This window comes from Citrobacter sp. T1.2D-1 (assembly GCF_950098555.1).
GTDB lineage: Bacteria > Pseudomonadota > Gammaproteobacteria > Enterobacterales > Enterobacteriaceae > Citrobacter_A > Citrobacter_A telavivensis.
Window position 1 is genome coordinate 254,236 of sequence record NZ_CATNHH010000045.1, and the last position, 22,390, is coordinate 276,625.

At 54.9% G+C, this 22,390-nt stretch carries 19 protein-coding genes and 1 other annotated feature; of the genes, 12 read left to right on the top strand and 7 right to left on the bottom strand.

Features of this window, described 5'->3' with window-relative positions; translation table 11 throughout:
• Nucleotides 1–10 precede the first annotated feature (10 nt).
• The gene (gene acrA, locus QQZ17_RS20935; RefSeq protein WP_152405625.1) at nt 11–1,204 is read right to left on the bottom strand and encodes a multidrug efflux RND transporter periplasmic adaptor subunit AcrA; all 1,194 of its coding nucleotides are present in this window, start codon (nt 1,202–1,204) and stop codon (nt 11–13) included.
• A 141-nt stretch (nt 1,205–1,345) separates the two neighbouring features.
• Here acrA and acrR point away from each other — a divergent pair, with 141 nt between their 5' ends.
• A complete protein-coding gene (gene acrR, locus QQZ17_RS20940) occupies nt 1,346–1,999 on the top strand; it encodes a multidrug efflux transporter transcriptional repressor AcrR (protein WP_178824267.1) in 654 nt (217 codons plus the stop codon).
• A gap of 119 nt (nt 2,000–2,118) precedes the next feature.
• Nucleotides 2,119–5,481 carry a mechanosensitive channel MscK gene (mscK, locus tag QQZ17_RS20945; RefSeq protein WP_152405624.1) on the top strand — a complete coding sequence of 1,121 codons (3,363 nt, stop codon included), beginning with the start codon at nt 2,119–2,121 and terminating at the stop codon, nt 5,479–5,481.
• Between the two features lie 24 nt (nt 5,482–5,505).
• Here the strand turns inward: mscK and rsmS are convergent, their stop codons facing one another.
• Both rsmS and priC read right to left on the bottom strand, forming a co-directional pair.
• Nucleotides 5,506–5,667 carry a pleiotropic regulatory protein RsmS gene (gene rsmS / locus QQZ17_RS20950; protein WP_152405623.1) on the bottom strand — a complete coding sequence of 54 codons (162 nt, stop codon included), beginning with the start codon at nt 5,665–5,667 and terminating at the stop codon, nt 5,506–5,508.
• A gap of 14 nt (nt 5,668–5,681) precedes the next feature.
• A complete protein-coding gene (gene priC, locus QQZ17_RS20955; protein WP_187696638.1) occupies nt 5,682–6,209 on the bottom strand; it encodes a primosomal replication protein N'' in 528 nt (175 codons plus the stop codon).
• A gap of 69 nt (nt 6,210–6,278) precedes the next feature.
• Here priC and QQZ17_RS20960 point away from each other — a divergent pair, with 69 nt between their 5' ends.
• The 6 genes from QQZ17_RS20960 (at nt 6,279) to htpG (ending at nt 12,491) form a co-directional block, all read left to right on the top strand.
• Complete coding sequence (locus tag QQZ17_RS20960; protein WP_152405622.1) at nt 6,279–6,656, top strand: DUF454 family protein; 378 nt, start codon at nt 6,279–6,281, stop codon at nt 6,654–6,656.
• Nucleotides 6,657–6,923: 267 nt separating this feature from the next.
• A complete protein-coding gene (apt, locus tag QQZ17_RS20965; protein WP_046477047.1) occupies nt 6,924–7,475 on the top strand; it encodes an adenine phosphoribosyltransferase in 552 nt (183 codons plus the stop codon).
• A 113-nt stretch (nt 7,476–7,588) separates the two neighbouring features.
• Entirely contained in the window at nt 7,589–9,517 is a 1,929-nt protein-coding gene (gene dnaX / locus QQZ17_RS20970) for a DNA polymerase III subunit gamma/tau (protein WP_152405621.1), read from the top strand.
• Nucleotides 8,850–8,914 (top strand) — a sequence feature (DnaX frameshifting element). (Overlaps the previous gene by 65 nt.)
• 53 nt (nt 9,518–9,570) lie before the next feature.
• Nucleotides 9,571–9,900 carry a YbaB/EbfC family nucleoid-associated protein gene (locus QQZ17_RS20975; RefSeq protein ID WP_040460340.1) on the top strand — a complete coding sequence of 110 codons (330 nt, stop codon included), beginning with the start codon at nt 9,571–9,573 and terminating at the stop codon, nt 9,898–9,900.
• Complete coding sequence (recR, locus tag QQZ17_RS20980) at nt 9,900–10,505, top strand: recombination mediator RecR (RefSeq protein WP_152405620.1); 606 nt, start codon at nt 9,900–9,902, stop codon at nt 10,503–10,505. Before QQZ17_RS20975 ends, recR begins: the two co-directional genes overlap by 1 nt.
• 111 nt (nt 10,506–10,616) lie before the next feature.
• The gene (gene htpG / locus QQZ17_RS20985; protein ID WP_152405619.1) at nt 10,617–12,491 is read left to right on the top strand and encodes a molecular chaperone HtpG; all 1,875 of its coding nucleotides are present in this window, start codon (nt 10,617–10,619) and stop codon (nt 12,489–12,491) included.
• A 47-nt stretch (nt 12,492–12,538) separates the two neighbouring features.
• On the opposite strand, the gene QQZ17_RS20990 is transcribed toward htpG, so the two are convergent.
• Entirely contained in the window at nt 12,539–12,730 is a 192-nt protein-coding gene (locus QQZ17_RS20990; protein ID WP_284554160.1) for a hypothetical protein, read from the bottom strand.
• A gap of 139 nt (nt 12,731–12,869) precedes the next feature.
• On the opposite strand from QQZ17_RS20990, the gene adk reads away from it, so the two are divergent.
• Nucleotides 12,870–13,514: an adenylate kinase gene (gene adk, locus QQZ17_RS20995; RefSeq protein WP_152405617.1), complete on the top strand. Its 645-nt coding sequence runs from the start codon at nt 12,870–12,872 to the stop codon at nt 13,512–13,514.
• A 335-nt stretch (nt 13,515–13,849) separates the two neighbouring features.
• The gene (hemH, locus tag QQZ17_RS21000; protein ID WP_152405616.1) at nt 13,850–14,812 is read left to right on the top strand and encodes a ferrochelatase; all 963 of its coding nucleotides are present in this window, start codon (nt 13,850–13,852) and stop codon (nt 14,810–14,812) included.
• Here the strand turns inward: hemH and aes are convergent.
• The gene (aes, locus tag QQZ17_RS21005; RefSeq protein ID WP_152405615.1) at nt 14,809–15,780 is read right to left on the bottom strand and encodes an acetyl esterase; all 972 of its coding nucleotides are present in this window, start codon (nt 15,778–15,780) and stop codon (nt 14,809–14,811) included. The genes hemH and aes overlap by 4 nt on opposite strands.
• 141 nt (nt 15,781–15,921) lie before the next feature.
• On the opposite strand from aes, the gene gsk reads away from it, so the two are divergent.
• Nucleotides 15,922–17,226 carry an inosine/guanosine kinase gene (gene gsk / locus QQZ17_RS21010; RefSeq protein WP_152405614.1) on the top strand — a complete coding sequence of 435 codons (1,305 nt, stop codon included), beginning with the start codon at nt 15,922–15,924 and terminating at the stop codon, nt 17,224–17,226.
• Nucleotides 17,227–17,345: 119 nt separating this feature from the next.
• Here gsk and ybaL read toward each other — a convergent pair whose 3' ends face one another.
• Complete coding sequence (gene ybaL, locus QQZ17_RS21015) at nt 17,346–19,022, bottom strand: YbaL family putative K(+) efflux transporter (RefSeq protein ID WP_284554161.1); 1,677 nt, start codon at nt 19,020–19,022, stop codon at nt 17,346–17,348.
• Between the two features lie 214 nt (nt 19,023–19,236).
• Nucleotides 19,237–20,457 (bottom strand): fosmidomycin MFS transporter, encoded by a 1,221-nt coding sequence (gene fsr, locus QQZ17_RS21020; RefSeq protein WP_152405612.1) that lies wholly within the window; start codon nt 20,455–20,457, stop codon nt 19,237–19,239.
• A 174-nt stretch (nt 20,458–20,631) separates the two neighbouring features.
• On the opposite strand from fsr, the gene ushA reads away from it, so the two are divergent.
• On the top strand, nt 20,632–22,284 hold the full coding sequence (ushA, locus tag QQZ17_RS21025; RefSeq protein WP_152405611.1) for a bifunctional UDP-sugar hydrolase/5'-nucleotidase UshA: 1,653 nt from the start codon (nt 20,632–20,634) through the stop codon (nt 22,282–22,284).
• Nucleotides 22,285–22,390: the final 106 nt, after the last annotated feature.

Consider the following 22,390-nt stretch of genomic DNA (forward strand, 5'->3'; position numbering starts at 1 on the left):
CCTGTTTAAGTTAAGACTTTGTTTGCTCTGACTTGCCACCGTTCGCGGCTTGTTGTTGATTGTCAGATGTTACTTCCTGCGCTTTTACCTGCACGCCAGGGCGAACTTTTTGCAAACCAGAGATAATGACGCGATCGCCAGATTTAAGTCCGTCAGTGACCACCCATTTATCGCCAATCGCCTGACTGGCAACGATTTGACGGGTTTCCACTTTGTCATCAGCACCCACAACCAGCGCAGTCGCATCACCACGTGGCGTACGGGTTACGCCTTGTTGCGGTACCAGTAACGCAGTAGGGTTGGTCCCTTCTTCCAGACGCGCGCGGACAAACATCCCCGGCAGTAAGGTGTGATCCGGGTTAGGGAAGACGGCGCGGATGGTGATAGAACCGGTGGTCTGGTCGACGGTTACGTCTGAAAATTCAAGCGTACCGGTCTGTGGGAATTTGATACCGTCACTGGTCACCAGCTCGACTTTCGCCTTGCCGTTTTCCTGTTTCAGCGTTCCGTTAGCCAGTTCTTGTTTCAGGCGCAAGAAGTCGTTGCTCGACTGCGTCACGTCAACATAGATAGGATCGAGCTGTTGCACGGTTGCCAGCGCTGTCGCCTGACCGTTCTGCACCAATGCGCCTTCCGTCACGGCAGATTTACCAATACGGCCGCTAATCGGAGAGGTCACTTTGGTGTATGCCAGGTTAATGCGCGCCGTTTCGACCGCGGCTTTCGCGGCAACCACGGAGGCATTCGCCTGTTGCGCATCGGCCAGCGCCTGATCGTAATCTTGTTGACTGATGTACTGCGTTCCCAGCAGCTTTTTATAACGGTTAACCGTTACCTGAGCGATGTTGGCAGCGGCCTGCGCTTTCGCAAGGTCGCCTTTCGCGCTTTCATAAGTGGCTTGATAAGTCGCAGGATCAATCTGATAGAGAGACACTCCTGCTTCGATATCACTACCTTCCTCGAAATTACGCTTCAGGATAATACCGCTCACCTGAGGGCGAACTTCCGCAATACGGAAAGCACTGGTGCGACCTGGGAGTTCAGTTGTGATCTGTAGAGGTTCGGTTTTGAGCGTCACAACCCCAACTTCTGGCATCTGCTGGCCCCCTTGTTGGGCCTGTTTGTCGTCACATCCTGTAAGCGCTAAGCTGCCTGAGAGCATCAGAACGACCGCCAGAGGCGTAAACCCTCTGTTTTTGTTCATATGTAAACCTCGAGTGTCCGATTTCAAATTGATCAATGGTCAAAAGTCCACAAACCCATTGCTGCGTTTATATTATCGTCGTGCTATGGTACATACATCCATAAATGTATGTAAATCTAACACCTGTAAATTCACCGACATATGGCACGAAAAACCAAACAACAAGCGCAGGAAACACGACAACACATCCTGGATGTAGCGCTACGGTTGTTCTCACAGCAAGGGGTATCTTCCACCTCGCTGGCGGAGATTGCAAAAGCCGCTGGCGTCACTCGCGGTGCAATCTATTGGCATTTCAAAAACAAGTCGGATTTATTTAGTGAAATCTGGGAACTATCAGAATCCAGTATTGGTGAGCTTGAGACTGAGTATCAGGCAAAATTCCCCGACGATCCACTATCAGTGTTAAGAGAAATACTCGTTCATCTCCTTGAATCTACCGTGACAGAAGAACGGCGACGTTTATTGATGGAGATTATATTCCACAAATGTGAATTTGTGGGAGAAATGACTATAGTTCAGCAAGCGCAAAGAAACATCTGTCTCGAAAGCTATGATCGTATCGAACAAACATTAACGCATTGTATTAATTCAAAAATGTTGCCTGAAAATTTGCTTACGCGCCGGGCGGCGGTGATGATGCGCGCCACGGTTTCAGGCCTGATGGAAAACTGGCTCTTCGCCCCGCAATCTTTTGATCTCAAAAAAGAAGCGCGGGATTACGTTGCCGTGTTACTGGAAATGTTAACATTTTGTCCCACACTGCGGTCGGCAGGGCCTGACGCTACGGCCTGATGCGACTCCAGGAATTATCCTGGACGGTTTCTCTGCCGCTATTCTGTCTGACAGAGCCGTGATATTCTTGCGCGTTGACTATCTTCGGTCGTCTTTTCGGTTCAGAAACCTTCATTCACATGACTATGTTGCAGCTCTATAAACGTGTACAGCACCTTGTTTTCATCACGGTGGCTGTTTTCATCTTGATGCTGTCCTGCCAGTCTTTGGCGCTTGCCCGCGCGTCGTCAAACAGCGATTTGCCGTCGAAGGCGGACGTTCAAAGCCAACTGGATACGCTCAATAAGCAGAAAGACCTTTCCGCGCAGGATAAACTGGTTCAGCAAGATCTTCTCGAGACCATCGCAACGCTGGAAAAAATCGAGCGGGTGAAAGACGAGACGACTCAGCTACGTCAGCGCGTGGCACAGGCGCCGGAAAAAATGCGTCAGGCGACAGAAGCCCTGAATGCGCTCAGCGATGTGGATAATGATGATGAAACGCGTAAGACGCTCAGTACGCTTTCATTACGCCAGTTAGAACTGCGCGTGGCGCAGGTACTGGATGATTTACAGAACGCGCAAAACGATCTCGCCACCTATAACAGCCAGTTGGTATCTCTGCAAACGCAGCCCGAGCGTGTACAAAATGCGATGTACACGGCCTCTCAACAACTTCAGCAGATCCGTAACCGACTGGATGGCACCAATGTGGGCGAAGCGGCGTTGCGGCCCACTCAGCAGGTGCTTTTACAGGCGCAGCAGACGCTACTGAATGCCCAAATCGATCAACAACGTAAAAGCCTGGAAGGCAATACGGTGTTGCAGGACACCCTGCAAAAGCAGCGCGATTACGTCACCGCAAACAGCAACCGGCTTGAGCATCAATTGCAGTTACTGCAGGAGGCGGTGAATAACAAACGTCTGACCTTAACGGAAAAGACGGCGCAGGAGGCCATTTCGCCGGATGAAACCGCGCGGATCCAGGCCAATCCGCTGGTGAAACAGGAACTGGAAATCAACCATCAGCTCAGCCAGCGCCTGATCACTGCGACGGAAAATGGCAATTCGCTGATGCAGCAGAACATCAAGGTCAAAAACTGGCTGGACCGTGCGCTGCAATCCGAACGCAACATCAAAGAACAAATCGCGGTGCTGAAAGGCAGCCTGCTGCTGTCGCGTATTCTCTATCAACAGCAGCAAACTCTGCCGTCGGCAGATGAACTCTCAGATATGACCAACCGCATTGCGGACCTGCGTCTGGAGCAGTTCGAAGTCAACCAACAGCGTGACGCGCTGTTCCAGAACGATGCATTCGTGGCCAAGCTGGAAGAAGGCCACAGTAATGAAGTGAATGACGAAGTCCACGACGCGCTGTTGCAGGTTGTCGATATGCGCCGCGAACTGCTGGATCAACTCAACAAGCAGTTGGGTAATCAGCTCATGATGGCCATTAACCTGCAAATAAATCAGCAGCAGTTAATGAGCGTCTCGAAAAGCCTGAAAGAGATCCTGACCCAGCAAATCTTCTGGGTGAACAGTAACCGGCCAATGGACTGGGACTGGATCAAAGCCTTCCCGCAGTCGCTGAAAGATCAGTTCAAGTCGATGAAAATTACGGTGAACTGGGAAAAAGCGTGGCCGGCGGTGTTTATCGCCTTCCTGGCCGGGCTGCCGCTACTGCTGATTGCCGGGCTGATTCGCTGGCGTCTGAAGTGGCTGAAAGCGTATCAACAGAAACTCGCTGCTGCAGTGGGGTCTTTGCGCAATGACAGCCAGTTGAACACGCCGAAAGCGATTCTGATCGACCTGATCCGCGCGCTGCCGGTGTGCCTGCTGATCCTGGCCGCCGGCCTGATTTTGCTGACCATGCAACTGAACATCAGCGATCTGCTGTGGGCATTCAGTAAAAAGCTGGCAATCTTCTGGCTGGTCTTCGGCCTGTGCTGGAAAGTGCTCGAAAAAGACGGGGTGGCGATTCGCCATTTCGGTATGCCAGCGCAACTGACCAGCCACTGGCGTCGCCAGATTGTGCGCATCAGCCTGGCGCTGCTGCCGTTGCACTTCTGGTCCGTGGTGGCTGAACTTTCTCCACTGCATCTGATGGACGATGTGCTGGGGCAGGCGATGATTTTCCTCAACCTGCTGCTGATTGCGTTTCTGGTGTGGCCGATGTGCCGCGAAAGCTGGCGGGATAAAGAGTCGCATGGTCTGCGCCTGGTGACGATCACTATCCTGTCAATCATCCCGATTGCGCTGATGGTGCTGACGGCAACCGGTTACTTCTACACCACGCTGCGACTGTCGGGCCGCTGGATTGAGACCGTTTATCTGGTCATCATCTGGAACCTGCTCTACCAGACGGTGCTGCGCGGGTTAAGCGTCGCGGCGCGGCGTATTGCCTGGCGTCGTGCGCTGGCGCGTCGTCAGAATCTGGTGAAGGAAGGGGCCGAAGGGGCGGAGCCGCAGGAAGAGCCAACCATCGCGCTGGAGCAGGTGAACCAGCAAACGCTGCGTATCACGATGCTGCTGATGGTTTCACTGTTCGCGGTAATGTTCTGGGCAATTTGGTCCGATCTGATCACCGTGTTCAGCTATCTCGACAGCATCACGCTCTGGCACTACAACGGCACCGAAGCGGGTGCTGCGGTAGTGAAAAGCGTGACGATGGGCAGCCTGCTGTTTGCCATTATCGCCTCGATGGTGGCCTGGGCATTGATCCGCAACTTGCCGGGTCTGCTGGAAGTGCTGGTGCTGTCGCGTCTGAAAATGCGTCAGGGGGCGTCGTACGCCATCACCACAATTCTTAACTACATCATCATTGCCGTAGGGGCGATGACGGTCTTCGGTTCGCTCGGCGTGTCGTGGGATAAACTGCAGTGGCTGGCGGCGGCCTTATCGGTCGGTCTCGGTTTCGGCTTGCAGGAGATCTTCGGTAACTTTGTCTCGGGTCTGATCATTTTGTTCGAACGTCCGGTGCGGATTGGCGATACGGTAACGATCGGCACGTTCTCTGGTACCGTCAGCAAGATCCGTATCCGTGCGACCACCATTACCGATTTCGATCGCAAAGAGGTGATCATCCCGAACAAGGCGTTTGTCACCGAGCGCCTGATCAACTGGTCGCTGTCTGATACCACCACCCGTCTGGTGATCCGCCTCGGCGTGGCTTACGGTTCAGATCTGGATAAAGTGAAGAAAGTCCTGCTTCAGGCCGCGCTGGAGCATCCGAAAGTGATGCACGATCCCGAGCCGGCGGTCTTCTTCACCACCTTCGGCGCCAGTACTCTGGATCACGAGCTGCGTCTGTACGTGCGCGAACTGCGCGATCGTAGCCATACGGTTGATGAACTGAACCGGTCTATCGATCGCCTGTGCCGTGAAAACAACATTGATATTGCCTTTAACCAGCTTGAAGTGCATCTGCGCAATGAGAAGGGCGATGAGGTGACGGAAGTTAAACGCGAGATCAAAGGCGACGATCCGACGCCTGCGGTGGGCTAACCCCTCACGTCGTCAAAAGGCAGCTCACTTCTGTGCTGAAGTGAGCTGTTCTATTTTCCTTTCATAATCCTGCTTTATGATTTCCAGCGCTTTCAGCACCGTGGCGGGGGCGACCTGGTTTTCTTCCAGCAGGACAATCAAATCGACGGCCAGTTTGACCTCGTCCGGGGCGTTTTCAAGTGACATAGCGTCTCCAGGGATTAGCGGGTTAAACGCGCCAGAACACGTTCAATATTGTCGAGCGCCTTACGACAGCGCGCCAGACGACCTTCATAGATTTCCACTTCGCGTTGCAGCGTTTGTTGCTCGTCCAGGCGGGTGGCCTGAGCCAGTCTCGCCTTGCGTTGCGCGGTCATTTCCTGCAAACGTCGTTCAAATTCCTGATGCTGGATGCGCCTGCGCTGCCAGCGTGCCAGGCCCGGCGAGGCGCTGTCCCACTCCCGGAGTGACCAACTGGCGGTTTCGCGGGAGATAGCTTCCAGTTGCGACGCCAGATGCTCCGCAAGCCAGGCAACCTGCGGTAGTTGCTGCTGCTCAACCGCCTGACGCAACGCCTGAAGATGGCCTTCTGCTTCTTCGAGGCAGGCCTGAATAAGGGTGCTGCGGGTCTGAAAAAGATGACGATCGAAGCGGGCGCTGAGTGTGGCATGCTGCGCCATCGGCGCGCAGCGTTGGCGCAGGAGAGCGAGCTGATCGTCCAGCTTTTGCAGCAGCATGGCGGTTTTCAATTTAACACTCCGATGAAAATGATAACTGTTATGCTAAAGTAGCGTTCTGGTTTGCGATATGCCTTTATTATGCAACGAATCCTTTTAATCATCACGGGTTGGCTGGCGGTTGTATTGGGGACACTGGGCGTCGTGTTGCCTGTATTGCCGACGACACCGTTTATCTTACTGGCAGCCTGGTGTTTTGCCCGCTCATCGCCGCGTTTCCATGACTGGTTACTCTACCGCTCGTGGTTTGGCAGCTATTTGCGATTCTGGCAGAAATATAAGGCCATGCCGGCTGGCGTTAAGCCCCGCGCGATCGTGATGATCCTCATTACCTTCGCCATATCGCTGTGGCTGACGCCGATGTGGTGGGTGCGGATCCTGCTGCTGGTGATCCTGGTCTGTCTGCTGATATTTATGTGGCGAATACCGGTGATTGACGAAAAGCAACAAAAGCACTGAAGCGCAATAATCGCGGTTGCAATTGCGGGCGGTAGCCAGTAAATTCGACCGTTTTCGAGCACAGGCGCGCCGGGTCAAATTAATGTTGACCTTCTATTCTATATACACACTGTCATTCAAGGTACATCGAGGCGGCAACTGAATGAATCTCTGAGCTTACATCAGTAAGTGACTGGGATGAATGAAGGCAGCCAACAAAGAGGCAGCTTGAAGGATGAGGTGTATAGTGCGCCGTGAAGTAACACCGTATTAATCAGGCACAAACTTATGACCGCGACTGCACAGCAGCTTGAGTTTCTCAAAAATAGCATTAAAAGCATTCAGGACTACCCGAAACCGGGCATTCTTTTCCGTGATGTCACCAGCTTACTGGAAGATCCGAAAGCTTACGCGCTCAGCATCGAATTGCTGGTTGAGCGTTACAAAAATGCAGGCATTACCAAAGTTGTCGGTACCGAAGCACGCGGCTTTCTGTTTGGCGCGCCGGTAGCGTTGGGTCTGGGCGTTGGCTTTGTGCCAGTGCGTAAACCGCGCAAACTGCCGCGTGAAACGATCGCTGAAAGCTACGAACTGGAATACGGCACCGATCAGCTGGAAATCCACGTTGATGCGATCCAGGCGGGTGACAAAGTGTTGGTGGTTGACGATCTGCTGGCGACCGGCGGCACGATTGAAGCGACCGTGAAACTGATCCGTCGCCTGGGTGGCGAAGTGACCGACGCGGCGTTCATCATCAATCTGTTTGACCTCGGTGGCGAACAGCGCCTGGCGCAACAGGGCATCAACTGCTATAGCCTGGTTCCCTTCCCGGGACACTGATTCAGGCTGTCCACGTCTGAAGCAATAGCAAGAGACATGACCTCGCTGAATGGGCGAGGTTGTGTTAGCATTCCCCCCTATGAATCCACCTTCCAGCGTTTCAGAGCCAGCCAATGAGTTATCAGGTTTTAGCCCGAAAATGGCGCCCACAAACCTTTGCTGACGTCGTCGGCCAGGAACATGTGCTAACCGCACTGGCGAACGGCTTGTCGTTAGGGCGTATTCACCACGCATATCTTTTTTCCGGTACCCGGGGTGTCGGTAAAACCTCTATTGCCCGTCTGCTGGCAAAGGGGCTGAATTGCGAAACCGGCATTACCGCCACGCCGTGCGGCGTGTGTGATAACTGCCGTGAAATCGAGCAGGGGCGGTTTGTCGATTTGATTGAGATCGATGCCGCTTCGCGCACCAAAGTTGAAGATACCCGGGATCTGCTGGATAACGTCCAGTACGCACCAGCGCGCGGCCGATTCAAAGTCTATCTGATCGACGAAGTGCACATGCTGTCTCGCCACAGTTTTAACGCACTGCTCAAAACGCTTGAGGAGCCTCCCTCACACGTCAAATTCCTGCTGGCGACGACCGATCCGCAGAAGCTGCCGGTGACCATTTTGTCCCGCTGTCTGCAATTCCATCTCAAGGCGCTGGATGTTGATCAGATCCGCCATCAGCTTGAGCACATTCTTAACGAAGAGCAGATCGCCCACGAGCCGCGCGCGCTGCAACTGCTTTCCCGTGCGGCGGATGGCAGCCTGCGTGATGCGCTGAGTCTGACGGATCAGGCGATTGCCAGCGGTGATGGTCAGGTTTCCACCCAGGCGGTGAGTGCGATGCTCGGCACACTGGATGACGATCAGGCTCTGTCGCTGGTTGAAGCGGTGATAGCCGCCGACGGCGAGAGGGTGATGACGCTGGTCAACGAGGCCGCTGCGCGAGGTATTGAGTGGGAAGCGCTGCTGGTCGAAATGCTTGGCCTGCTGCATCGTATCGCGCTGGTTCAGCTCTCTCCTGCTGCGCTGGGCAGCGACATGGCGGCGATTGAAGTGCGCATGCGTGAACTGGCGCGCACCGTGCCGCCTGCGGACGTCCAGCTTTATTACCAGACGCTGCTGATTGGCCGTAAAGAACTGCCGTACGCGCCGGACAGGCGCATGGGCGTTGAAATGACCTTATTGCGGGCGCTGGCGTTTCACCCGCGTATGCCGCTTGCGGAACCCGAGGTTCCGCGACAATCGTTTGCCCCTGTTGCGCCAACGGCGGTGATGACGCCGACGCAGGTGCCACAGCAGTCAGCACCCGCGCAGCAAACCCCGGCAGTGCCCCTGCCGGAATCCACCAGTCAGGTACTGGCGGCGCGCAACCAGCTGCAACGTGCGCAGGGAGCAACCAAAGCAAAAAAGAGTGAACCGGCAGCCGCACCCCGCGCGCGGCCGGTGAATAACGCTGCGCTGGAAAGACTGGCTTCGGTATCAGAACGTGTGCAGGCTCGTCCTGCGCCGTCTGCACTCGAACAAACGCCAGCGAAGAAAGAAGCTTATCGCTGGAAGGCGACGACGCCCGTTGTTGAAGTGAAAGAGGTGGTGGCGACGCCGAAGGCGCTGAAGAAAGCGCTGGAGCATGAGAAAACGCCGGAACTTGCAGCCAAGCTGGCGGCGGAAGCGATTGAACGCGACCCGTGGGCGGCGCAGGTGAGTCAGCTTTCACTGCCAAAACTGGTTGAGCAGGTCGCGCTCAATGCCTGGAAAGAAGAAAATGGTAATGCGGTCTGTCTGCATTTACGTTCCAGTCAGCGGCACCTGAATTCCAGCGGTGCGCAGCAAAAGCTGGCGGAAGCGCTGAGTGCGCTTGCGGGATCAGCGGTTGAACTGACCATCGTAGAAGATGATAATCCGGCGGTGCGAACGCCGCTGGAGTGGCGTCAGGCGATTTATGAAGAGAAACTTGCGCAGGCGCGCGAGTCGATAGTTGCGGATAACAACATCCAGACCCTGCGTCGATTCTTCGATGCGGATCTGGATGAAGAGAGTATCCGCCCCATTTGATCGTAAGCGACGCTTATGATTGTCATCCCTTAACGTGATTGAGAGAGAAGCCTATGTTTGGTAAAGGCGGTCTGGGTAACCTGATGAAGCAGGCCCAGCAGATGCAGGAAAAAATGCAGCAGATGCAGGAAGAAATCGCCAAGCTGGAAGTGACCGGTGAATCCGGCGCGGGTCTGGTGAAAGTGACCATCAACGGTGCGCATAACTGCCGTCGTGTGGAGATCGACCCAAGCCTGCTCGAAGATGACAAAGATATGCTGGAAGATCTGGTTGCTGCCGCATTCAACGATGCTGCCCGTCGCATTGAAGAGACCCAGAAAGAGAAGATGGCCTCTGTTTCCTCCGGTATGCAACTGCCGCCAGGCTTTAAGATGCCGTTCTGATGCAAACCAGCCCGCTGTTAACTCAGCTTATGGAAGCACTGCGCTGTCTGCCGGGCGTTGGCCCGAAGTCGGCGCAGCGCATGGCGTTTACGCTGCTTCAGCGTGACCGCAGCGGCGGGATGCGCCTGGCGCAAGCGCTCACCCGAGCGATGTCGGAAATCGGCCACTGTGCCGATTGCCGCACCTTCACCGAGCAGGATGTCTGCAATATCTGTTCGAATCCGCGTCGTCGGGAAAACGGCCAGATTTGCGTGGTCGAGAGTCCAGCGGATATCTACGCGATTGAGCAGACCGGGCAGTTTTCCGGGCGCTACTTCGTGCTGATGGGGCATTTGTCACCGCTCGACGGTATCGGGCCGGATGATATCGGTCTCGACAGACTCGAGCAGCGCCTCTCTTCAGAGCAGCTCAGTGAAGTGATCCTCGCGACTAACCCGACGGTTGAAGGGGAAGCCACGGCGAACTACATTGCTGAGCTCTGCGCGCAATATGGCGTTGATGCCAGCCGTATCGCCCACGGCGTGCCGGTCGGCGGTGAACTGGAGATGGTGGACGGCACCACGCTGTCGCATTCTCTGGCAGGACGTCACAAGATTAAATTCTGACCAAACGGAGGTTGCACTCGCGACCTCCGCTTGAAATCCCCCACGGTTGTCCCCATTTCCCTCTCAACGTGTTTTTTACCATTAAAAATGGCATTGTTGAGGTAGATCTACATGAAAGGACAAGAAACTCGTGGGTTTCAGTCAGAGGTAAAACAGCTTCTGCATCTGATGATCCATTCTCTGTATTCCAATAAAGAAATCTTCCTGCGTGAGCTTATCTCTAACGCCTCCGATGCGGCAGACAAGCTGCGTTTTCGCGCGCTGTCGAACCCGGACCTCTATGAAGGTGACGGTGAACTGCGTGTGCGCGTCTCCTTCGATAAAGATAAGCGTACGTTGACCATTGCCGATAACGGCGTGGGGATGAACCGTGATGACGTTATCGATCACCTGGGGACCATTGCGAAGTCCGGGACCAAATCTTTCCTCGAATCTATGGGCTCCGATCAGGCGAAAGACAGCCAACTGATCGGTCAGTTTGGGGTGGGCTTCTATTCCGCGTTTATCGTGGCGGATAAAGTGACCGTCCGCACCCGCGCGGCGGGCGACAAGCCGGAGAATGGCGTGTTCTGGGAGTCGGCGGGTGAAGGTGAATACACCGTTGGCGATATCACCAAAGACGAGCGCGGAACGGAAATCACGCTGCATTTGCGTGAAGGGGAAGACGAGTTCCTCGATGACTGGCGTGTACGTTCCATCATCAGCAAATATTCCGACCATATCGCGCTGCCGGTTGAGATTGAAAAACAGGAAGAGAAAGACGGCGAAACCGTCGTTTCCTGGGAGAAAATCAACAAAGCGCAGGCGCTGTGGACCCGTAACAAGTCGGAAATCAAAGACGACGAGTACAACGAGTTTTACAAGCATATCGCGCACGATTTTACCGATCCGCTGACCTGGAGCCACAACCGTGTGGAAGGGAAGCAGGAGTACACCAGCCTGCTGTATATCCCGTCTCAGGCACCGTGGGACATGTGGAACCGCGATCACAAGCACGGCCTGAAGCTGTATGTTCAGCGCGTCTTTATCATGGACGACGCCGAGCAGTTTATGCCGAACTACCTGCGCTTTGTGCGCGGTCTGATCGATTCTAACGATCTGCCGCTGAACGTCTCTCGTGAAATTCTGCAGGACAGCACGGTAACCCGCAATCTGCGTAGCGCATTGACCAAACGTGTTCTGCAGATGCTGGAAAAACTGGCGAAAGACGATGCGGAAAAATACCAGACCTTCTGGCAGCAGTTCGGTCTGGTGATGAAAGAAGGTCCGGCGGAAGACCACGCTAACCAGGAAACCATCGCCAAACTGATGCGTTTCGCGTCGACGCATACCGACTCTTCTGCGCAGACTGTCTCTCTGGAAGACTACGTCTCCCGCATGAAAGAAGGGCAGGAGAAGATTTATTACATCACCGCCGACAGCTATGCGGCGGCGAAGAGCAGTCCGCACCTGGAACTGCTGCGTAAGAAAGGCATCGAAGTGCTGCTGCTCTCCGATCGCATTGACGAGTGGATGATGAACTACCTGACCGAGTTTGACGGTAAGGCGTTCCAGTCCGTCGCCAAAGCGGACGAGTCTATCGACAAGCTGGCCGATGAGGTAGATGAAAGCGCGAAAGAAGCGGAAAAAGCGCTGACACCGTTCGTTGAGCGCGTGAAAAACCTGCTGGGCGACCGCGTGAAAGACGTGCGTCTGACGCATCGTCTGACCGATACGCCAGCGATTGTCACCACCGATGCGGACGAAATGAGCACGCAGATGGCGAAACTGTTTGCGGCGGCGGGTCAGAACGTGCCGGAAGTGAAATACATCTTTGAACTCAACCCGGATCACGTGCTGGTGAAACGCACCGCAGATACCGAGGACGACGCGAAGTTCAACGAGTGGGTTGAACTGCTGCTGGATCAGGCGCTGTTTGCCGAGCGCGGCACGCTGGAAGATCCGAACCAGTTCATCCGTCGTATGAACCAGCTGCTGGTTTCCTGATAACGGCTTGTAGTGCCGGATGGCGCTGACGCTTATCCGGCCTACGGTTAAAGCTGTTTTTTGTAGGCCGGATGGCGCTGACGCTTATCCGGCCTACGGTTAAATCTGCTTTTGTAGGCCGGATGGCGCTGACGCTTATCTGGCCTACGGTTAAAGCTGCTTTTGTAGGCCGGATGGCGCTGACGCTTATCTGGCCTACGGTTAAAGCTGCTTTTGTAGGCCGGATAAGGTGCTTGCACCGCCATCCGGCTTTTTTTCGCGCATTTTCCCCTCATTAACCGTTTCAGCCTTACCCCGCTTCCTTGAGACAAATGCGTGATGGTGGTATCGTTTAGCGCTTTTTTAAAAATATCGACAACCTTTAAGGGGATTTTCGTAATGCGTATCATTCTGCTTGGCGCTCCGGGCGCGGGTAAAGGAACTCAGGCTCAGTTCATCATGGAGAAGTATGGTATTCCGCAAATCTCCACCGGTGATATGCTGCGTGCCGCCGTGAAATCTGGCTCCGAGCTGGGCAAACAAGCGAAAGACATCATGGACGCCGGCAAGCTGGTGACCGATGAGCTGGTGATCGCGCTGGTAAAAGAGCGTATCGCGCAGGAAGATTGCCGTAACGGTTTTCTGTTAGATGGTTTCCCACGCACGATTCCGCAGGCTGACGCCATGAAAGAAGCGGGCATCGTGGTGGATTATGTTCTCGAATTCGACGTACCGGATGAGCTGATCGTTGACCGTATCGTGGGTCGTCGCGTGCACGCTGCGTCTGGCCGTGTTTACCACATCAAATTCAACCCGCCGAAAGTGGAAGGTAAAGACGATGTGACCGGCGAAGAGCTGACCACCCGTAAAGACGACCAGGAAGAGACCGTGCGTAAACGTCTGGTGGAATACCATCAGATGACGGCGCCGCTGATTGGTTACTACCAGAAAGAAGCGGCCGCGGGTAACACCCAATACGCGAAAGTTGACGGGACTCAGGCCGTCGCTGAAGTGCGCGCGGCGCTGGAAAAAATCCTCGGCTAAGGCCGTTCTGCCGGATGGCGGTGCAAGCACCTTATCCGGCCTACAACTGTATTCCTGCTTTGTAGGCCTGATAAGCGCAGCGCCATCAGGCAATGGGTGGCGGATGGCGGTGCAAGCACCTTATCCGGCCTACAACTGTATTCCTGCTTTGTAGGCCTGATAAGCACAGCGCCATCAGGCAATGGGTGCCGGATGTCGGCGTAAACACCTTATTCGACCTACCGGCATCGTTAGCGCCATCAGGCAAGTTCTCGTCTTACCTCTCGCAGCAATTAGTTCTTCTTACTCGCTTTTCCGCTACAATTATCAACAATTTGAATCGATAAGAGGCGGTAATGCGTCAGACGAAAACCGGTATCCTGCTGGCTAATCTTGGGACCCCCGATGCCCCCACTCCGGCGGCGGTAACACGCTATCTTCGGCAATTCTTGAGCGATAAACGCGTCGTCGATACGCCTCGTGTGTTGTGGTGGCCGCTGCTGCGCGGCGTTATTTTGCCGCTGCGCGCCCCGCGCGTGGCAAAGCTTTATCAGTCTGTCTGGATGGAAGGCGGCTCGCCGCTGATGGTCTACAGCCGTCAACAGCAGCAGGCGCTTGCCGCGCGCTTACCGGATACGCCGGTTGCGCTGGGCATGAGCTACGGCTCGCCGTCGCTGGAAAGCGCAGTGGACGAGCTGCTGGCGAACCACGTTGATCACATTGTCGTGCTGCCGTTGTACCCGCAATATTCCTGCTCAACCGTGGCCGCCGTCTGGGATGAACTGGCGCGGATTCTGGAACGTAAACGCCGTATTCCGGGTCTGTCGTTTATTCGCGATTATGCCGATGACAGCGCCTATATCGACGCGCTGGCAAGCAGTGCGCGTGCCTCGTTTGCTGAACACGGTGAACCGGATTTACTGCTGCTGTCATATCACGGTATCCCCCAGCGTTTTGCTGACGAAGGCGACGACTATCCGCAGCGCTGTCGCGACACTACCCGTGAACTGGTCTCCGCACTCGGCCTGCCGCCGGAAAAAGTGATGATGACCTTCCAGTCCCGCTTTGGTCGTGAGCCGTGGCTGACGCCTTACACTGACGAAACGCTGAAGATGTTAGGTGAGAAGGGGACGGGACATGTTCAGGTGATGTGTCCGGGCTTCGCGGCAGATTGCCTGGAGACGCTGGAAGAAATTGCGGTGCAGAATAAAGAAGTCTTCCTCGAAGCGGGCGGCAAAAAGTATGAATATATTCCGGCGCTGAATGCCGCACCGGAACATATCGATATGATGCTGAAACTGACGGCTGCGTATCGCTAACGTGCTGCGTTAATCTGCTGAGTAAAGAAACGTGCGCCATCGCGTAATGCGTCATCGGCGGCGTTCATCATGCGCGAATAGTGCAGAAAGGCGTGCAGCGTGCCGGGATACATTTTGTATTCGCAGGGCTGCTGGTGCGCCGCCAGCGTCTGGAAGAGCAGACGACTGTCGTCGATCAGCGGGTCAAACTCCGCACTGGCGATAAAGCAGGGCGGCACCTCGTGCGTCAGGTTGTTGTTGAACAGGCAATAGTACGGCGACTCGCGATCGTCGACATTACGCAGATACGCTTTTTCGTACATCTCCAAATCCTGGCGGCTGAGGCCATCCCAGTCGCCGCCCATCAGCCGACGGCTCACCGAGTCCTGTAGGCCATACAGGCCATACCACAACAGCACCCCGGCTACGTTGCCGCAGGAGATGTGCTTATCGCGCAGCCACAGCGCGCTGGCGAGCGCCAGCATCGCGCCAGCGGAATCACCAGCAAATCCAATTCGCGTCATATTTAACTGATAGTCGTCCGCCTGCTGATGAAAAAACTGACAGGCGGCAACGGTCTCTTCTATGGCTTGCGGAAAGCGGGCTTCAGGCGAGAGCGAATAGTCGACGCCAATGACCGTGCACCGGGTATAGCTTGCCAGCAGGCGCATGATGCGGTCATGGGTATCCAGATTGCCGAGAATAAAACCGCCGCCGTGCAGATAGAACAGCGTTGCCTGACTGTCTGGCGCTGGGCTGTACAGGCGTGTTGTCACCTCTCCCCAGCACGTGGGGATGCCATATTCACGCGTTGGCATCTGCGGTGCGTCCGCGTTCCAGAAGCGGCGCTCAAGAATGTAGTGTTGGCGCATGGCTGCCACGTCATCGGCGGACGGCCAGGGCGGCAGATCGTCCTGTCGGACATTCAGCACCGCTCTCATCTCGTCTGAAATGCGCGCCAGTACGGGAAGTTTGTTTTCCGGTTTCATAAAACGCTCCTTGTGAAATCGGCCCATTGTAAAAACTTCCGCCGTGGAAACTGCGATCCGTTCGTCCGATATTGAAACTCTGTCGTCGCAAGGGGAATGTGCTACCATTCACCGCTCCGTTAGCCACCCGTAAAAACAGTCATGAAATTTCCCGGTAAACGCAAATCCAAACACTATTTCCCCGTCAACGCACGCGATCCGCTGCTGCAACAAATCCAGACTGAAAATGAAACCAGCGCCGCATGGGTGGTGGGGATTGACCAAACGCTGGTGGATATTGAAGCGAAAGTGGATGATACGTTTGTGCAACGTTATGGGCTGAGCGCCGGGCATTCACTGGTGATTGAGGATGATGTGGCGGAGGCGTTGTATCGGGAACTGGTGCGTGACAATCTGGTAACCCATCAGTTTGCCGGCGGGACCATTGGTAACACCATGCACAACTACTCCGTGCTGGCCGATGACCGCTCGGTGTTGCTGGGCGTAATGTGCAGCAACATTGAAATTGGCAGTTACGCCTACCGCTACTTGTGCAACACCTCCAGTCGTACTGACCTCAACTATCTGCAGGGCGTTGACGGGCCGATTGGCCGCTGCTTTACCCTGATTGGCGAGTCCGGCGAGCGTACCTTTGCCATCAGCCCTGGGCACATGAATCAGCTACGTGCAGAAAGCATTCCTGAATCAGTGATTGCCGGGGCGTCAGCGCTGGTGCTGACGTCCTATCTGGTGCGCTGTAAGCCGGGAGAGCCGATGCCGGAAGCCACCATGAAGGCCATTGAGTATGCCAAAAAGCACAATGTGCCGGTCGTGCTGACGCTCGGGACCAAATTTGTTATCGCCGATAACCCGCAGTGGTGGCAGGATTTCCTGAAAGAGAACGTCTCAATTCTGGCGATGAATGAAGAAGAAGCCGAAGCGTTGACCGGTGAAAACGATCCGCTGCTGGCGTCTGACAAAGCGCTGGACTGGGTCGATCTGGTCTTGTGTACTGCCGGACCGGTAGGGCTGTACATGGCGGGTTTTACCGAAGAGGAAGCCAAACGCAAAACCCAGCATCCGCTACTGCCGGGGGCCATTGCCGAATTCAATCAGTATGAATTTAGCCGCGCCATGCGTCATAAAGATTGTCGTAATCCGCTGCGCGTCTATTCTCATATCGCTCCGTATATGGGCGGCCCGGAAAAGATCATGAATACCAACGGCGCAGGCGACGGTGCGCTGGCGGCGCTGTTGCACGATATTACCGCCAACAGCTACCACCGTTCGAATGTACCGAATTCCAGCAAGCATACGTTCACCTGGCTGACCTATTCGTCATTAGCCCAGGTGTGCAAATATGCCAATCGTGTGAGTTATCAGGTACTGAACCAGCACTCCCCGCGTCTGACGCGTGGGCTGCCGGAGCGTGAGGATAGCCTCGAAGAGTCGTACTGGGATCGTTAAGTCATTATGCCGGATGGCGGCGTAAACGCCTTATCCGGCCTACTGCTACCATTATCTGTGTAATCACGTAGGCCTGATAAGCGAAGCGCCATCAGGCCTACGAGCCGATGCAACGACGGTCACCCCGTCACCACTTCACCCGCAGGCGGCGTTTCCAGCAGTTCCAGCATGGTACGGGCGATTTCGCGCTCGCCCATCACCACCTGGTTGGCGCCGCGTTCGGTAATGTACTCCACCTCATCGTCATAATGCGCACGGGCGATAATCTCAATATTCGGGCACTTCTCGCGGGCAGAGGCAACAATTTCGCCGGCCTCATAGCCGTTCGGGATGGTAAGGATCAGCCAGCGGGCGCAATCCAGGTGCGCCAGAGCCATAATTTCTTCATTGGCAGCATTTCCCAGCACCGCGCGGATCCCACGTTCACGCAGCTCATCCACGCGCGTGCGTGACGTTTCGATAACCACTAACGGCATACCTGCTGCCATCAGTTTTTCGCCGAGCAGACTGCCAACGCGACCAAAGCCGACCAGCAGCGCATGGTTGCAGATATCCACCGGAATTTGCTTCTCTTCCTCGATGGCCTCTTCCAGCGTCTGTTCTTCCAGCGTTTCGGTTTTTGCCAGGTATTTTTCCAGCAGGGCAAACAGCACCGGGTTGAGCATAATTGACAGAATCGCCCCCGCCAGCACCAGATTTTGCCCTTCCTGCGGCAGCAGGTTCAGCGCCATCCCCAGACCGGCGAGAATAAAGGCGAACTCACCAATCTGCGCCAGGCTGGCGGCGATGGTCAGCGCGGTACGCGGCGAGTGACCAAACAGACGCACCAGGAAGAAGGCGGCGACAGACTTACCAAAGATAATGATGGCAAGCGTTGCCAGCACGGCCAGCGGCTGTTGGATCAGAATCAGCGGATCAAACAGCATGCCGACGGAGACAAAGAACAGGACGGCAAACGCGTCGCGTAGCGGCAGGGTATCGTGGGCCGCGCGGTGGCTCAGTTCCGATTCATTCAGTACCATCCCGGCAAAGAATGCGCCCAGCGCGAAGGAGACGTCGAACAGTTCCACGGCGCCGAAAGCGATACCCAATGCCAGTGCCAGCACGGAAAGGGTAAACAGCTCGCGGGAGCCGGTGGCCGCACTGCGGGCCATAATCCACGGCACCAGACGGCGACCCACCAGCATCATAATGGCAATAAAGGCGACAACTTTACCAATGGTAATGCCCATGTCGACCGCCAGAGAGGCGAAACCGACGTTGCCTTTTTCCACCATCCCGGCCACGGCGGGCAGCAGTACCAGCGTCAGCACCATCACCAAATCTTCAACAATCAGCCAGCCGATGGCAATCTGCCCTCGTTGACTGTCGACCAGCTGTCGTTCTTCAAGCGCACGCAGCAGCACCACGGTACTGGCGGTTGAAAGACATAAACCAAAGACGATACCGGTCATCAGTGACCAGCCCATCATGGCGGAAAGGGCCATACCCAACAGCGTCGCCACGGCTATCTGAGCGATCGCGCCGGGAATGGCTATCGACTTTACCGCCATCAGATCCTTCAGTGAAAAGTGCAGACCGACGCCGAACATCAGCAAAATAACGCCAAGCTCAGCAAGCTCCGGCGCAAGTTTCGTATCAGCCACAAAGCCTGGGGTAAAAGGTCCGGCCAGAACGCCCGCTAACAGATATCCCACCAGAGGAGAAATACGCAGTTTGTTGGCAAGCATGCCGAGTATAAAAGCGAGCACAAGGCCGCCAACAATGGTGGTGATAAGCGGGGTGGCGTGATGCATTCCGTCTCCTTTGGTAGCTGATTTCCAAAATTCCAGGTAATAGTTTATGACAATTTTGATTATTATGTTTATGAATAATTGTTGAATTTTGAAGAAAACTGCAATTTGAGGCGAAAAAGGCACGGATCGGAAAACGAATGGGCAGGAGACAGAGCAAAGGCTTATGGTTACAGGCGTAGCGTGCGGCTAAAGTTTAGCTTTAGCCGCAGGAAACTCAGGCTTTATGTCGGTTATCAGGTAAGAATATGGTCAGTATCCCCAGAAGTGGTAGGAAAGCACAGATTTTATAGACTAATTCGATGCTGGTATGGTCCGCGAGCAGGCCTAACACAGCGGCTCCCAGGCCACCCATCCCGAAGGCAAAGCCAAAAAATAGACCAGAAACCATGCCGATACGACCCGGTAGCAGCTCCTGAGCATAGACCAGAATGGCGGAAAATGCGGATGCGAGGATAAAACCAATGATCACCGTTAAAATACCGGTCCAGTGCAGGGTGGCATAAGGCAAAATCAGCGTAAACGGCGCGACACCGAGGATAGAGCCCCAAATCACATATTTTCTACCAATCTTATCGCCTAAAGGCCCGCCAATTACCGTTCCTGCCGCGACCGCAAACAGGAAGGCAAAGAGATGAAATTGCGCGTTTTGTACCGATAATCCGAATTTTTGCATCAGATAAAAGGTGTAATAGCTGCTGATACTCGCCATATAGAAGTATTTCGAGAAAATCAGGATTAGCAGGACGCTGACAGCGAGGACGACCTTATTATGCGGCAGTGGATTGATAACTGTCGCTTTGGGTTTGCCCTTGCTCATACGATGCTGTGCGGCGTACCAGCGGCTGATTTGCGCCAGTACCACAATCGCCAGCAGGGCGGCGAGGACAAACCAGGCCACGTTACCTTTGCCGTAAGGGGCGATGATCACCGCCGCCAACAAGGGGCCGAGGGAACTGCCGAAGTTACCGCCCACCTGGAAGATGGACTGGGCAAGGCCGTGACGTCCGCCCGAGGCCATGCGCGCCACACGGGAGGATTCCGGATGAAATACCGAAGAGCCGGTCCCGACCAGCGCCGCGGCCAACAGCACGGTACCGAAACTGCCCGCCAGCGCCAACAGCACCAGACCGCTCAGCGTAAAGCACATGCCAATTGGCAGCGACCATGGCATCGGGTACTTATCGGTCCAGTAGCCGACCACCGGTTGCAGTAGCGAAGAGGCCAACTGGAAGGTCAGGGTGATCATCCCTATCTGCATAAAGGTCAGTGAAAATTCGGACTGTAATAGCGGATAGATCGCCAGAATTAACGACTGGATCATATCGTTAAGCAGGTGAGAAAGGCTGATCGCGCCTAAAATGCCGAACGACGTACGCGCTTTAGCGACTGGCGCAGACGCACCAGGTGCTGGCTGGGTTTGTTCACTCATTGCCATAGAAAGTCACTTCTGTCTGATTTGCGATGTAGGGGAATATCGTCATTGTGATTATTACCTGACTAACATACCTGCGGACGAGGTTTGAAGGAAGTCTCAATTCTGAAAACTTATTCGACTATTATTTCAGATAATTGTAATTTCTGCGGTTGAAATGGAGTCAGGGAGAGAAACATGAAATTTTTGAAACGGGGTGTGGCGTTAGCACTGTTCGCCGCATTCACGCTGGCAAGTCAGCCTGCTCAGGCTTATGAAAAAGATAAAACCTATAAAATCACCATCCTGCATACCAACGATCACCATGGCCATTTCTGGCGCAGCGAATACGGTGAGTACGGTCTCTCGGCGCAAAAAACGCTGGTGGACGGGATCCGTCGCGAGGTGGCTTCCGAAGGGGGCAGCGTCCTGCTGTTGTCCGGTGGGGACATCAACACCGGCGTTCCCGAATCAGATCTACAGGATGCTGAGCCTGACTTTCGTGGGATGAACCTGATTGGCTATGACGCGATGGCGGTTGGCAACCACGAATTTGATAATCCGCTTACCGTCCTGCGTCAGCAGGAGAAGTGGGCGAAGTTCCCGTTCCTCTCGGCCAACATCTACCAGAAAAGTACCGGCGAGCGCCTGTTTAAACCCTGGGCCATCTTTACGCGCCAGGATCTGAAAATCGCGGTTATCGGTCTGACCACCGATGACACGGCGAAGATCGGCAACCCTGAATTTTTCACCGACATTGAATTCCGCAAGCCAGCGGAAGAGGCAAAGGTGGTGATTCAGGAACTGCAGATGAATGAAAAGCCTGACGTCATTATTGCAACCACCCACATGGGGCACTATGACAACGGCAACCACGGCTCGAACGCGCCTGGCGACGTCGAAATGGCGCGTAGTCTGCCCGCCGGAGCGCTGGCGATGATTGTGGGTGGTCACTCACAGGACCCGGTGTGCATGGCAGAAGAAAACAAGAAACAGGTGGATTATGTGCCTGGTACGCCGTGCGCGCCGGACAAACAGAACGGGATCTGGATTGTGCAGGCTCACGAGTGGGGAAAATATGTTGGTCGTGCGGACTTTGAGTTCCGTAACGGCGAGATGAAAATGGTCAACTATCAGCTGATCCCGGTGAACCTGAAGAAGAAAGTGACCTGGGAAGACGGGAAAAGTGAGCACGTACTTTACACCCCGGAAATCGCTGAGAATGCGCAGATGCTCTCGCTGCTGTCACCGTTCCAGAATAAAGGAAAAGCCCAGTTGGATGTGAAAATCGGTGCGGTGAATGACCGACTGGAAGGCGATCGCAGCAAGGTCCGCTTTGTGCAGACCAACATGGGACATCTTATTCTGGCTGCACAAATGGCGCGCACCGGTGCGGATTTCGGCGTCATGAGCGGCGGTGGGATTCGTGACTCGATCGAAGCCGGGGATATCACCTATAAAAGCGTGCTGAAGGTACAACCGTTCGGCAACGTGGTGGTGTATGCCGATATGAACGGCAAGGACGTGACGGACTACCTGACGGCCGTGGCGCAGATGAAGCCGGATTCCGGTGCTTATCCGCAGTTTGCTAACGTCAGTTTTGTCGCGAAAGACGGCAAGCTCAACGATCTGAAAATTAACGGCGAGCCGGTTGACCCGGCGAAAACCTACCGTATGGCGACGCTCAGTTTTAACGCGACGGGGGGCGACGGCTATCCGCGTATTGATAACAAACCGGGGTACGTCAACACCGGGTTTATCGATGCGGAAGTGCTGAAGGAATACATTCAGAAAAATTCACCGCTGGATGCCAGTACGTATGAGCCGAAGGGGGAAGCCAACTGGCAATAACAGGGCGGAGTGCCGGATGGCGGTGCTGGCACTTTATCCGGCCTACAGGCCAGTGCGGTTTCCAGGCCTGATAAGCGTAGCGCCATCAGGCCATCATTCTAAAATC

What these genes read in the sequence shown, in the direction of transcription:
- fsr (WP_152405612.1), bottom strand. Translation starts at nt 20,457, where the DNA reads ATGGCAATGAGTGAACAAACCCAGCCAGCACCTGGTGCGTCTGCGCCA.
- aes (WP_152405615.1), bottom strand. Translation starts at nt 15,780, where the DNA reads ATGAAACCGGAAAACAAACTTCCCGTACTGGCGCGCATTTCAGACGAG.
- dnaX (WP_152405621.1), top strand. Translation starts at nt 7,589, where the DNA reads ATGAGTTATCAGGTTTTAGCCCGAAAATGGCGCCCACAAACCTTTGCT.
- adk (WP_152405617.1), top strand. Translation starts at nt 12,870, where the DNA reads ATGCGTATCATTCTGCTTGGCGCTCCGGGCGCGGGTAAAGGAACTCAG.
- ybaL (WP_284554161.1), bottom strand. Translation starts at nt 19,022, where the DNA reads ATGCATCACGCCACCCCGCTTATCACCACCATTGTTGGCGGCCTTGTG.
- acrA (WP_152405625.1), bottom strand. Translation starts at nt 1,204, where the DNA reads ATGAACAAAAACAGAGGGTTTACGCCTCTGGCGGTCGTTCTGATGCTC.
- QQZ17_RS20975 (WP_040460340.1), top strand. Translation starts at nt 9,571, where the DNA reads ATGTTTGGTAAAGGCGGTCTGGGTAACCTGATGAAGCAGGCCCAGCAG.
- acrR (WP_178824267.1), top strand. Translation starts at nt 1,346, where the DNA reads ATGGCACGAAAAACCAAACAACAAGCGCAGGAAACACGACAACACATC.
- mscK (WP_152405624.1), top strand. Translation starts at nt 2,119, where the DNA reads ATGACTATGTTGCAGCTCTATAAACGTGTACAGCACCTTGTTTTCATC.
- hemH (WP_152405616.1), top strand. Translation starts at nt 13,850, where the DNA reads ATGCGTCAGACGAAAACCGGTATCCTGCTGGCTAATCTTGGGACCCCC.
- QQZ17_RS20960 (WP_152405622.1), top strand. Translation starts at nt 6,279, where the DNA reads ATGCAACGAATCCTTTTAATCATCACGGGTTGGCTGGCGGTTGTATTG.
- apt (WP_046477047.1), top strand. Translation starts at nt 6,924, where the DNA reads ATGACCGCGACTGCACAGCAGCTTGAGTTTCTCAAAAATAGCATTAAA.
- gsk (WP_152405614.1), top strand. Translation starts at nt 15,922, where the DNA reads ATGAAATTTCCCGGTAAACGCAAATCCAAACACTATTTCCCCGTCAAC.
- recR (WP_152405620.1), top strand. Translation starts at nt 9,900, where the DNA reads ATGCAAACCAGCCCGCTGTTAACTCAGCTTATGGAAGCACTGCGCTGT.
- htpG (WP_152405619.1), top strand. Translation starts at nt 10,617, where the DNA reads ATGAAAGGACAAGAAACTCGTGGGTTTCAGTCAGAGGTAAAACAGCTT.
- ushA (WP_152405611.1), top strand. Translation starts at nt 20,632, where the DNA reads ATGAAATTTTTGAAACGGGGTGTGGCGTTAGCACTGTTCGCCGCATTC.
- rsmS (WP_152405623.1), bottom strand. Translation starts at nt 5,667, where the DNA reads ATGTCACTTGAAAACGCCCCGGACGAGGTCAAACTGGCCGTCGATTTG.